Source organism: Billgrantia saliphila (assembly GCF_002930105.1).
GTDB lineage: Bacteria > Pseudomonadota > Gammaproteobacteria > Pseudomonadales > Halomonadaceae > Halomonas > Halomonas saliphila.
The window spans coordinates 78,722-89,708 of the sequence record NZ_PJRN01000007.1 but is presented as its reverse complement, the minus strand read 5'-3'; the positions used below and the strand labels follow the sequence as shown (position 1 = coordinate 89,708).

Sequence of the window (10,987 nt, the reverse complement as noted above, 5' to 3'; positions counted from 1 at the left end):
TCCATGGATCTACCGGAATCGGCAGCCCAGGCCCCGCGAGGAGGCACCTGGCTCACGGCGATCAAACTGTTCGTACCCAGTGCGCTGGGTATCCTGATCTTCTTCGTTCCCGTCTCCATCGGCGGGCGCAGCACGATCCCGCTCGACCACATGGTCACCGGGGCGCGCTCCGCATTGGGCGAGGCCAGTGGCTACTATGCGCTGGCGTTGATCGTTGCCGGCGCGGCGTACCCACTGATCACGGGGAGCTGGCGGCGCAGCGCGACCGAGCGCGTCTTCACCGTGCTCAAGCTGGCCGGTGTGGCCGCCGCGCTCATGGCGATCACCGGATGGGGGCCGGCGCCGCTGCATGAACCGGACATGCTGCCGTTCCTGTTCGACAAGCTGGTCATTCCGGTGGGGTTGATCGTGCCGATCGGGGCGGTTTTCCTGGCCTTGCTGATCGGCTACGGGCTGCTGGAGCTGGTGGGGGTGCTGCTGCAACCGATCATGCGACCGATCTGGCGCACGCCGGGGCGCTCGGCCATCGATGCGGTGGCATCCTTCGTCGGCAGTTACTCGATCGGCCTGCTGATCACCAACCGGGTCTACCAGGCAGGGCAATATTCAGCGCGCGAAGCGGCGATCATCGCCACCGGCTTTTCCACGGTATCGGCCACCTTCATGATCATCGTGGCGCGCACGCTGAATCTGATGGACGTGTGGAATCTCTATTTCTGGCTGACCCTGGCCATTACTTTCCTGGTCACCGCCGTTACCGTGCGCCTGCCGCCGCTGGCGCGACTCGACGATGCCAGGTCCGACGGCGAACCCGAGCCGCCGGCGGGCAAGCGCCTGACGACCGCCTGGCACACCGGCCTGGCCGTGGCGGAGAAGGCGCCCGGGCTGCATCGCAGCGTGGCGCTCAACGTGCGTGAGGGGCTGCTGATGGCAATCAGCATCCTGCCCTCGATCATGTCGGTGGGGCTCGCAGGGCTCCTGCTCGCCAAGTACACGCCGCTGTTCGAATGGCTGGGCTGGGCGTTCTATCCCTTCGTGGCGATCTGGGGGCTCGACGACGGCGCGGCACTGGCCCAGGCCGCCGCGGCCGGGCTGGCCGAAATGTTCCTGCCGGCATTGCTGATGGCCGAGGCCGAGTTCGTGGCGCGCTTCGCCGCCGGGGTGGTGTCGGTGTCTGCAGTGCTGTTCTTTTCCGCTTCGATTCCCTGCATTTTGTCCACCAGCATTCCACTCTCGGTAGGGCGCATCGTCGTGGTGTGGTTCCTGCGCGTGGCGTTGAGCCTGCTGCTGGCGGTGCCGGCGGGCTACCTGGTGCAGGCGCTCGCTGGCGGCTAGCGCGGAGACGTACTGATAAAAGCGAGGCCGGGCATATGCCCGGCCTCGCTGCGCCAATACCCGTTCATGAGCCGTTACGATGCACGGACGAGCGCAGCTTGTAGCGCTCGCCGGGGTGTATCAACCGGGCGTAGCTGATCAGGTGTTCACCCGACCAGGTTCGTCGGGTCATGCTCAGGCACGGCAGGGCGGGCGCCATTTCGAGTCGCTCGGCGGTGGCGGTATCGACCAGCACCGCCTCGACCACGTGCTCGATGTCGGTGATGGGGCAGGTCGCTACCAGCACTTCGTTGGGAGTATGCCGGCCAAAGTCGGTATCGAGATAGTCGGGCACCCAGCGCGGATTGACGAAGCGATCCTCCAGCTGGATCGGCACGCCGTTCTCGCGATGCACGATACGGGTATGAAACACCTGGGTGCCGAGGCGAACCCCGAGGCGCAGCGCGACCTCATCGTCGGCGGCGATGGCTTCCGCCACCAGCACGTCGCAGCTATAGGCATGACCGCGGCCACGCACCTCCTCGGCAATGTTGTGCACCTCGACCAGCGAGGATTCCGCCTTGCGATCGGTAACGAAGGTGCCGAGTCCCGGCTGGCGGCTCAGGTAGCCCTGCTGAACCAGGTCGCGTATCGCCTTGTTGGCGGTCATGCGGCTGACGCCGAAGTCGCGGGCCAACTGCTCCTCGGGCGGGATCTGGTGATGCGCCGGCCAGTCGCCACCCTGAATCTTCTCGAGCAGGTGCTGCTGGATCTGCAGGTAGAGTGGGGGAGAACTGCCCATGTGCGGTATGTTCCTTGTGGCGAGGCGAATGACATGCTCAAGTCTACCCACCTCGCCTGCACGTGGCATCCACGAACGTTCGCGTCACGCTCACTGGCGCAATCGAAAGGCAAAAGCCCATGTCCCGAACGACGCGGTTGTTCGACCTCATGCAGATCCTGCGGCGCCATCGGCGTCCGATCAGCGCTGCGGTCCTGGCGCAGGAGCTCGAGGTGTCGCTGCGGACCGTGTACCGGGACATCGGTGCACTCAAGTCGATCGGTGCCGAGATCGAGGGCGAGCCGGGGCTGGGCTATGTGCTCAAGCCCGGCCTGATGCTGCCGCCGCTGATGTTCTCTGAAGAAGAGATCGAAGCGCTGACGCTGGGATTGAAGTGGGTGGGACGGCGAGCGGACGACGGGCTCTCCCGGGCCGCCGGCGAGGCGCTGGCCAAGGTGGCAGCGGTCCTGCCCGGCGAGCTGCGTCACAAAATGGAGGTTTCGATGCTATGGGTCGGCCCGGGCTGGGAGCGGCCGCAGACGGTCGACCTGCAGCTGCTGCGTCGCGCGATCCGCAGCGAGAATAAGCTGCGCATCGTCTATCGGGATCGCAAGGGGGAGCGCTCCACACGGGTCGTCTGGCCCTTCGCCATTACTTTCTTCGAATCGACACGTCTTCTCATCGCCTGGTGCGAATTGCGGCAGGCCTTCCGCAATTTTCGCACCGACCGGATAGAAGTGGCAGAACGGCTTGGAGAGCGTTACCCGCGCTGGCGTCATCAGCTCGCCGAGGAGTGGTTGAGCACCATGCTGCCAGGAACTGTCAGTGGGCGGGCCTATGCTGTCGTCACCCCCCAACGGATGCAGGAGAGAAGCATGCATCAGGACATCGTGTTCTACACCAATCCCTTGTCGCGCGGTGCCATCGTGCACTGGATGCTGGAAGAGATCGGCGTGCCCTACCACACGGAGACCCTCGAGTTCGGCACATCGATGAAGTCGCCGGAATACCTGGCGATCAATCCGATGGGCAAGGTGCCGGCCATCCGCCATGGCGACCACGTCATTACCGAAGCGGCGGCGATCTGCGCCTACCTTGCCGAGACCTTCCCCGAGGCGGGGCTGCAACCGGCGCCCGAGGCGAGAAGCGATTACTACCGCTGGCTGTTCTTCGTCGCGGGGCCCGTCGAGATGGCCCTGTCGCTCAAGGCTAGCGGCTTCGAGCTCACTCCCGAACACGAGATGCAGATGGGCTGCGGCGGCTATACCGCTGCGGTCGAGACGCTGGCCAAGGCCGTGGCGGGTCGGAAGTACATCGCAGGCGATACCTTTACGGCCGCGGATGTCTATGTCGGTTCCCACATCGGATGGGGGATGGAGTTCGGGACGCTCGACAAGCGCCCCGAGTTCGAGGCCTATTGGGCGGGCCTGAAGGATCGACCGGCCCATCGCCGCACCGAGGAAGTCGTCGCCGCGGCCATGGCCCGGCAGTCAGGTACCGATGAGGCGCAGCCAGCCAAGTCATGAGGTGAGCCGAGGCCGTAACCGCTGCGTCAGATGACCGAGATGCGGTCGCGTCCGTCGTGCTTGGAGCGATACATGCAGCGATCGGCTGCCTTGATCAGCGATTCCACGTTCTGGTAGGGCGTGCTGCGCTCTATCGTGGCCAGGCCGAAGGAAGCGGTAACCTGGAGGCGATCGTTGGCCGACGTGACCAGGGGAAGGGCGCCGATCTTGGCGCGCAGCACTTCGGCAAAGGTCCTGGCGCGTTCCATATCATAACCGGGCAGGACCAGGATGAATTCGTCGCCGCCGTAGCGCCCGGCATGGATGTCCTCCTCGCTCATGGCTTGACGCATGAGCGAGGAGAGCTTGATCAGGACCTCGTCGCCGACGGCGTGGCCGAAGCGATCGTTGACCTCCTTGAAGTGATCCAGATCGACGAAGACGATCGACAGAGGATTTCCGGTGCGACGCGTCTCGTCGAACTGATGCCGCAGCGTCTTCTCCAGATGTTCACGATTGTAGAGCTCGGTCAGCGAGTCCAGCTGCGCCTTCAGGGTAAGTTCCTCCTGCTCCAGGCGAAGCAGTTCCAGCTCCTGCTGCTTTTGCTGCAGCTCCTGATGCAGCCGTGCCGTTCGTTCCAGTAGCAGCATCTTGGCTTCGTGCATGATCTGATTGGGATCGAGGCGCTCGGGCGGGGTGACGTTGTAAAGCATGGCGACCGAAGGCAACTGCTCCTGCAGCGAGATCAGGTGGGCGATCATCTCGCTGGACTCCAGTCCGAAATAACTCGCCAGTTGGGTTGCGTGCCTGCTGGTGGCGGCCTCGCCCTGCAACCAGGCATCGGCGATCAAGCCGGAGGCGACGATACAGTTCTTCGCCTGCTGCTCACGTGTCTCGGCTATGGTCATGGCCTGATGACTGTCGCGTATCCATTTCGCGGTACGCTCCGAAAGCTTCCACTTGCGGGCCAGCCATTCGCCCACCTCGGCATGGTCGGTGCCGTAGGTGTCCCGCTCGAGCTCCACCAGGGAGCGATGATCCGACGCCCGATCCAGCAGGCTGAGGTAGCGAGCGGTATCCACGGCATGGATGCCTAGCATGCCGACGTCCTGGAGCAGGGCGGCGGTGAAGATGGCGCTGCTGTCGGTCGACAGACCGATGCTGTTCGCCAGCAGGCGCGCACTCATGGCGCTGACCAGCGAGCGCTGCCAGTAGCGCTCCAGGTTCAGGCTTGCTGCCGTTCGAGTATCGGTGGTGGCGACCAGACTGCAGCTCAACGCCAGCGACAGCGTGCGTTCGATGCCCAACCGGCTGACGGCCTGCTGAAGATCCTCCACGGAGCGCTGACTCGAGTAGAAGACGGTATTGGCCAGAGAGAGCAGTTGGACCGACAGCGACGGGTCGTTGCCAATGGTGGCGACCATTTCGCGCATGTTTACATTGGGATCGCGCGCCAGTTCGATGACCCTGAGCAGCACTTGTGGAAGCGAAGGTAGCTGTGTGCAACCTTCGAGCGAACGGCTTAGCGAATCAGGAAGCACAACCCATCTCCTCTTCCATGACAACATCCTTATCGGGCAGTGGGCATCGAGAAAAGTGTTGGTGCTTTGTGGCGATCGGCTTACTTGTTTTTTTGTTAATTATTCTTTGAACTCTTTTAACCTAGCGTTACATAGGAGTCAATCATATGGATGGGAAGAGTCGTTCCTGCATACTAGACGTGGCAACTGCCTGCGCTGCGCTGGCTGCGACGGTTTGTGCGAGGTGAAGGTGAAAACCAGGCGAACGAGCGAGGAAGTCGGGGACGCCACGCGTGGGCCGGATCGAATCGAGGCTCTCGATGTGCTGCGCGGGGTGGCGCTGCTCGGCATCTTGCTCATGAATGTCCAGGCTTTTTCCATGCCCTATGCGGCCTACATGAACCCTACCGCCTGGGGGCGTCTCGAGGGTATCGATCTGGCCGCCTGGCTGTTCGCCCATTTGGCGACGGACCAGAAGATGATGGCGATCTTCTCCATGCTGTTCGGTGCCGGCATCGTGCTGTTCAGCGAGCGCGCCGAGGCACGAGGAGAATCGCCGTGGCGGCTGCACCTGCGTCGCAACGTCTGGTTGCTCTGCTTCGGGCTCGCTCATGCCTACCTGCTCTGGTATGGCGACATTCTCTTTCTGTATGGGATCTGCGCGCTTGCGCTCTATCCGTGCCGTCACCTGCGTCCGTCCCGGCTATTCGCTCTCGGCCTGGCAAGCCTTGCGCTGGCATCGCTGCTGTTTCTCTATCTTGGCGGGGCACTGACGCAATGGCCCGAGGCGCAGCGGCTCGCCCTGGAGTCGGCATGGCAGCCATCGCCCGAACGCCTGGCCGCTGAGGTCGAACGGTATCGCGGCGGCTGGCTGGAGCAGCTGCCGCACCGGGCTGCGTTGGCGTTCGAGGCGCAAACCTCCACCTTAGTGTCATGGGGCTTCTGGCGTGCCGGGGGAATGATGCTGATCGGTATGGCCCTGTATCGGCTCGGTGTGCTGACCGGCCGGGCCGATGCGTCGGTTTACTGGAGTCTGCTGGGGGCGGCGCTGCTGCTCGGGCTGCCGCTGGTTGGCTATGGCGTATACTGGAACTTCGCCAACGATTGGGGACCGCGCTCGCTGTTCCTGGGCTCCCAGTTCAACTACTGGGGCAGCCTTCCGGTGAGCCTGGGGTGGGTCGGGGCCGTCATGCTGCTGTTGCGGCGGGGCCGTCCGACCGGACTGCGTCACCGCCTGGCGGCGCTGGGTCGCATGGCCTTCAGTCAGTATCTCCTGCAGAGCGTATTGTGCAGCTTGATCTTCTATGGCCATGGGCTGGGCTGGTTCGGCGGGGTGGAGCGCAGCGAGCAGTTGCTCATCGTCGTCGCGATCTGGTTTGTGCAGCTGTGGTCGGCGCCGTTGTGGCTACGTCACTTTCGTTTCGGGCCGCTGGAGTGGCTATGGCGATCGTTGACCTATCGCCGGCGGCAGCCGTTCTTGCGCTGAAGGCGCCGGCGCGCCGTGAGAAATCGAGGTGCGCCGGCGCCGGATGGACTCAGGGAAGCTCCTTGCCGCCCTGCGGGTCGGAGGCATCGTAGTCCTGGGTGTCGTCGGGGTCGGAGCCGGGCTGGAGCGAAGTTTCATGTTCGAAATCCCGGGCGGCACGAATCGCCTCGGGTTCCGTCTCGTGGCGCGAGATCTCCTGGGGCAGGTTGGGGTCGGTGACGTCGACCACTCGCCAGCCTGAGACGACGGTCGCCTCCTGGCGGTCTTCCCTGATCGGTTCGACACGTGCCGTTCGCGTCATGGCGTCCTCCTTGGTCGTCGATTTCCCTTAACCATGGCAAAGGATGGCGCGTTTTTCGACTCCTATCGCCGACGGGAACCGTTCCCGCTTACGCTTGACCCGTCTCCGTGCGAGGTCCATAAGAGGAAGAGGACACACTCCCGACAGCAAGGAGGTCAGGATGAAACGTCTGATAGGACTCGCCGCCGCCTGGTGGCTACGCAAGCCGGAGAACCGGGCGAGGCTGAAGCGCAAGGGCAAGCAGATGCTCGATGGCTTTCGCGGCAGGCAGACGCGCTCGAGCCACTCCCGCTACCGCTGATACTCGGCCCCGGTCATGCCGGGGCCGAATTCAAATGCCGACGGAAAATGACATGCATGACGCCTCGCGTCGACGAATGATGAGCCCGGCCGCGGCTCGCAATCGCCAGCCGATCCTTGACGTCCTGTCGCTGGTCTTGCCGGAGCACGCACGAGTGCTCGAGGTGGCCAGCGGCAGCGGAGAGCACGGCGTACACTTTGCCCGGGCCAAGCCAGGCTGGATGTGGCAACCCAGCGACCCCAATTCGGAAGCGCGTATTTCTATTGGCGCCTGGCGCGAGCATAGCGGGCTTGGCAATCTGCTCGACCCCGTGCCTCTCGATGTCATGTCCGTGTGGCCCTCGGGGCCGTTCGACGCGGTGGTGGCCATCAATCTGGTGCATATTTCGCCTTGGGAGGCCACCGAGGCCCTGGTTGCCAGGGCCGCGGAGCGCCTGGTCGAGGGTGGTGTTCTGTTCCTGTACGGCCCCTATCGCCGTGATGGTCGGCACACTGCGGAGAGCAACGCCGCGTTCGATGCCGACCTGCGGGCACGCGATCCGCGCTGGGGCGTGCGCGACCTCGAGCGCGTCGTGAGCGAGGCGCAACCGCACGGCTTCATGCTCGAGCAGGCCATCGAGATGCCGGCCAACAATCTCAGCGTGGTGCTGCGCCTGCACCCCTGAGCGGATTATTCTTCGCTTCTTCTCTCCTCGACCTGGCCCGGTACCCGGTAGCGCACGCCTTCGGCTTGGCGGTCGTCCTCGTAGCGCCGGGTCTCCTCTTCGGCGGGCACGCCCCACAGCGTCTTGTGGTTGCCGTCCTCGTAGGTATAGGTCGTGCAACCGGCAAGCAGCCCGGTGGTGAGTGCGAAGAGAGGCAAGGCGAGGCGCAGGGTCTGGTTCACAATGAATCCCTTCGGTAAGTGACGATCATGCGCCAGCGTGAGGCCGGACCGCATGGTCGTCAAGACGGTTTCTCGCCTAACCCGACAAGCCCATCAGAATCGGTGCATAGACCACCAGCAGCAGTACCCCTATCAGCCCCAGCAGATAGGGCAGGATGGCGCGGGTGATACGCTCCAGTGGGAGCTGCGTGACCGACGAGGCGACGTAGAGATTGATCGCCACCGGCGGGGTGATCATACCGATGGCGAGCCCCACCACGATGATGATGCCGAAGTGTATCGGGTCGATGCCGAGCTGCAATACCAGCGGCAGCAGCACCGGCGTCAGGATGATAAGGGCACTGGCCGTCTCGATGAACACGCCGGTGAGCAGGATGACCGCTACCACCAGCAGCATGATCACGTAGGGATCGGTGGAGAGCGACAGCACGGCCTGGGCGATGGCGCCCGGTACTTGCCAGCTCGAGAGCGTCCAGCTCAGTACCGCCGAGGTGGCGATCACCAGCATGATCACCGCCGTGGTAATCGCCGAACGGATCAGGATGCGGTAGACGTCGGCCAGGCCCAGATCGCGGTATACGAACAGCGATACCAGCAGCGCATAGTTGACCGCTACCACTGCGGCTTCGCTGGGCGTGAAGATGCCCGAGAAGATGCCGCCGAGGATGATCACGGGCGTCATCAGGCCCCAACTGGCGCTCTTGAGGGTGCGCCAAATCGTGGCCGTGGAAAGCGCGGTCCCCCTCGGGTAGTCACGGCGGTAGGCCTGGACGATGGCGATGGCCGCCAGGCCGATGCCCATCAGGATGCCGGGGATGATGCCGTTCAGGAACAGCTTCGAGACCGACTGCTGGGCGATCACGGCGTAGATGATCATCGGCACTGAAGGCGGGATGACCACGCCGATGGTGCCGCTCGCGGCGATCAGGCTCGCCGCCGAGGCCGGATCGTAGCCCTTGCGCCTGAGCTCCGGGACCAGGCTGGAACCCACCGCGGCAGTGGTGGCCGCTCCGGAACCCGAAATGGCGGCGAAGAACATCCCGGCGAGCACCGAGACGATCGACAGGCCGCCCTTGAGAAACCCGAACAGGGAATCGGCGAAATCGACCAGTTTCTCGCTCACCTTGCCCTGGGCCATCAAGTCGCCGGCCAGAATAAACATGGGCACGGCGACCAGCGCGAAGGAATTGATCCCCTGAAACATCTGCTGGGTGACCACCATCAGCGGCACGCCCTGGGCATTAAGCGCGAGCAGGGTACTGGCGCCGATGGCCAGGGCGATGGGCACGCCGAGCAGCATGAAGGCGAAGAAGAGCGCGAACAGCAGACCCGTCATGCCGGCGGCTCCTCGGCGGTGTTGCTACCGGTACCGGCAGCTCGCGGTCCATTGACGACAAGCTCGAACACGTCGACCAAGGCATACCAGCTCATGATCGAGGCGGATAACGGAATGACGGCGTAGATGTAGGTCATCGAGATTCGCAGCGAGGCCGAGCGCTGAAAGCTCTGCGCCTGCATGTAGCGGTAGCCGATGAAGATCAGCGCGACCAGAAACCCCAGCGCCACGAGCACCGCGGCGATGCGTGCCAGCTGCCGCAACCTGGCGGGCAGCGCATCGACGACGAAGGTCACGGCGATGTGACGGCCACGCTGGTAGGCCAGGGCGGCGCCGAGGAAGGTGATCCAGATCAGCAGAAAGCGGGCCACCTCCTCGGTCCAGCCCACCGCGGTGAAGAAGACGCGTGAGACGATCTGCAGCGTGATCACGCCGATCAATGCCGCCATGCCCAGAAACACGATGGGCTGAATGGCGGCGTCGAGGGCGCGTTCGCTACGCTGCAGCAGGCCCGTGAGGGCGTGCAGCGAGGCATTCACTTACTGCAGCGCCTCCTTGATGCGCGGCAGGTAGTCGCCGAACTGCTCGCCATACTGTTCATAGACCGGTTCAACGGCGGCCTGGAAGGCTTCGAGGTCGGGATCCTCGACGATCTCCATGCCTGCGGCGCGCAGTTCGTCGAGCTGGTCGGCTTCCATCTCGGCGTTCATGTGGCGCTCGTATTCGGCGGCCTCCTGGGCGGCTTCCACCAGTACGTCCTGGGCTTCTTCGGACAGCTGGTTCCAGGCTGGCGTGCCCATCACGAAGATCGCCGGGGCGTAGGTGTGGCGCGACAGGGTCATGTGATCCTGGGTTTCGTAGAGCTTGAACGAGTGGATGACATTGACCGGATTCTCCTGGCCGTCGATGGTGCCCTGCTGCATGGCAGTCAGCGCCTCGGTCCAGGCCATGGGAATGGCATTGGCGCCGAGTTCGCGGAAGGTGTCGGTGTAGACTGGATTCTCCATCACGCGGATGCGCAGGCCATCCAGGTCCTCCGGGGTGGTCACCGGACGCTCGCTGTTGGTCAGGTTGCGGAAGCCGCGCTCGGCGTAGGCCAGCCCCTTGAGATTGACGTCGCCAAGCTTGTCGAGCAGCTCCTGGCCGATCTCGCCGTCGAGCACCTCGTAGGCGGCTTCGGGCGAGGGAAACAGGAATGGCAGCTCGAACACCGCCATCTCCTCGACGAAGTTGGCCACCGGTCCGTTGGTGATTACGCCCATGTCCACGGTGCCGATCTGCATGCCCTCGAGCAGGGTGCGCTCGTCGCCCAGCGAGGCATTGGGATAGATGTCGATGGAAATGGCTCCATCGGTGCGCTCGGCGACCAGTTCCTGGAACTTGACCGCAGCGATGTGAAACCCGTCCTGCTCATTGACCACGTGGGCCAGGCGCAGGGTGATCGGATCCATGTCCTCGAAATCGGCTGCCTGGGCAGCGGAAACCAGGGCGAGAGAGATGCCAAGTGCCAGCGTGCGGCGTGCGAACGACTTCATTTTTAATTTTCCTTTGTCGGGTC

General features: G+C 63.9%; 12 protein-coding genes. 5 read left to right on the top strand and 7 right to left on the bottom strand.

Annotation, left to right across the window (positions count from 1 at the left end):
• Positions 1 to 3 precede the first annotated feature (3 nt).
• Entirely contained in the window at positions 4 to 1,335 is a 1,332-nt protein-coding gene (locus CYJ07_RS09725; RefSeq protein ID WP_104203501.1) for a YjiH family protein, read from the top strand.
• A 64-nt stretch (positions 1,336 to 1,399) separates the two neighbouring features.
• Here CYJ07_RS09725 and hutC read toward each other — a convergent pair whose 3' ends face one another.
• A complete protein-coding gene (gene hutC, locus CYJ07_RS09720; RefSeq protein ID WP_104203500.1) occupies positions 1,400 to 2,116 on the bottom strand; it encodes a histidine utilization repressor in 717 nt (238 codons plus the stop codon).
• Positions 2,117 to 2,235: 119 nt separating this feature from the next.
• On the opposite strand from hutC, the gene CYJ07_RS09715 reads away from it, so the two are divergent.
• Positions 2,236 to 3,621, top strand: a complete 1,386-nt coding sequence (locus CYJ07_RS09715; RefSeq protein WP_104203499.1) for an HTH domain-containing protein — start codon at positions 2,236 to 2,238, stop codon at positions 3,619 to 3,621.
• A gap of 26 nt (positions 3,622 to 3,647) precedes the next feature.
• On the opposite strand, the gene CYJ07_RS09710 is transcribed toward CYJ07_RS09715, so the two are convergent.
• Positions 3,648 to 5,141 (bottom strand): GGDEF domain-containing protein, encoded by a 1,494-nt coding sequence (locus CYJ07_RS09710; protein ID WP_197038309.1) that lies wholly within the window; start codon positions 5,139 to 5,141, stop codon positions 3,648 to 3,650.
• A gap of 229 nt (positions 5,142 to 5,370) precedes the next feature.
• On the opposite strand from CYJ07_RS09710, the gene CYJ07_RS09705 reads away from it, so the two are divergent.
• On the top strand, positions 5,371 to 6,606 hold the full coding sequence (locus CYJ07_RS09705; RefSeq protein WP_197038308.1) for a DUF418 domain-containing protein: 1,236 nt from the start codon (positions 5,371 to 5,373) through the stop codon (positions 6,604 to 6,606).
• Between the two features lie 49 nt (positions 6,607 to 6,655).
• On the opposite strand, the gene CYJ07_RS09700 is transcribed toward CYJ07_RS09705, so the two are convergent.
• Positions 6,656 to 6,907, bottom strand: a complete 252-nt coding sequence (locus tag CYJ07_RS09700) for a hypothetical protein (protein ID WP_104203497.1) — start codon at positions 6,905 to 6,907, stop codon at positions 6,656 to 6,658.
• Between the two features lie 160 nt (positions 6,908 to 7,067).
• Here CYJ07_RS09700 and CYJ07_RS20295 point away from each other — a divergent pair, with 160 nt between their 5' ends.
• Both CYJ07_RS20295 and CYJ07_RS09695 read left to right on the top strand, forming a co-directional pair.
• Positions 7,068 to 7,208: a hypothetical protein gene (locus CYJ07_RS20295; protein WP_156085487.1), complete on the top strand. Its 141-nt coding sequence runs from the start codon at positions 7,068 to 7,070 to the stop codon at positions 7,206 to 7,208.
• A gap of 52 nt (positions 7,209 to 7,260) precedes the next feature.
• Positions 7,261 to 7,872 (top strand): DUF938 domain-containing protein, encoded by a 612-nt coding sequence (locus CYJ07_RS09695; protein ID WP_104203496.1) that lies wholly within the window; start codon positions 7,261 to 7,263, stop codon positions 7,870 to 7,872.
• Positions 7,873 to 7,877: 5 nt separating this feature from the next.
• Here the strand turns inward: CYJ07_RS09695 and CYJ07_RS09690 are convergent, their stop codons facing one another.
• The 4 genes from CYJ07_RS09690 to CYJ07_RS09675 form a co-directional block, all read right to left on the bottom strand.
• The gene (locus tag CYJ07_RS09690) at positions 7,878 to 8,093 is read right to left on the bottom strand and encodes a hypothetical protein (protein WP_231489592.1); all 216 of its coding nucleotides are present in this window, start codon (positions 8,091 to 8,093) and stop codon (positions 7,878 to 7,880) included.
• A 76-nt stretch (positions 8,094 to 8,169) separates the two neighbouring features.
• Positions 8,170 to 9,429: a TRAP transporter large permease gene (locus CYJ07_RS09685; protein ID WP_104203495.1), complete on the bottom strand. Its 1,260-nt coding sequence runs from the start codon at positions 9,427 to 9,429 to the stop codon at positions 8,170 to 8,172.
• Positions 9,426 to 9,968 carry a TRAP transporter small permease gene (locus CYJ07_RS09680; protein ID WP_231489591.1) on the bottom strand — a complete coding sequence of 181 codons (543 nt, stop codon included), beginning with the start codon at positions 9,966 to 9,968 and terminating at the stop codon, positions 9,426 to 9,428. Before CYJ07_RS09680 ends, CYJ07_RS09685 begins: the two co-directional genes overlap by 4 nt.
• Positions 9,969 to 10,964: a TRAP transporter substrate-binding protein gene (locus tag CYJ07_RS09675; RefSeq protein WP_104203494.1), complete on the bottom strand. Its 996-nt coding sequence runs from the start codon at positions 10,962 to 10,964 to the stop codon at positions 9,969 to 9,971.
• Positions 10,965 to 10,987 lie beyond the last annotated feature (23 nt).

Coding starts and splice junctions, on each gene's coding strand:
- CYJ07_RS09715 (WP_104203499.1), top strand. CDS start 2,236: ATGTCCCGAACGACGCGGTTGTTCGACCTCATGCAGATCCTGCGGCGC.
- CYJ07_RS09700 (WP_104203497.1), bottom strand. CDS start 6,907: ATGACGCGAACGGCACGTGTCGAACCGATCAGGGAAGACCGCCAGGAG.
- CYJ07_RS20295 (WP_156085487.1), top strand. CDS start 7,068: ATGAAACGTCTGATAGGACTCGCCGCCGCCTGGTGGCTACGCAAGCCG.
- CYJ07_RS09695 (WP_104203496.1), top strand. CDS start 7,261: ATGCATGACGCCTCGCGTCGACGAATGATGAGCCCGGCCGCGGCTCGC.
- CYJ07_RS09685 (WP_104203495.1), bottom strand. CDS start 9,429: ATGACGGGTCTGCTGTTCGCGCTCTTCTTCGCCTTCATGCTGCTCGGC.
- hutC (WP_104203500.1), bottom strand. CDS start 2,116: ATGGGCAGTTCTCCCCCACTCTACCTGCAGATCCAGCAGCACCTGCTC.
- CYJ07_RS09675 (WP_104203494.1), bottom strand. CDS start 10,964: ATGAAGTCGTTCGCACGCCGCACGCTGGCACTTGGCATCTCTCTCGCC.
- CYJ07_RS09725 (WP_104203501.1), top strand. CDS start 4: ATGGATCTACCGGAATCGGCAGCCCAGGCCCCGCGAGGAGGCACCTGG.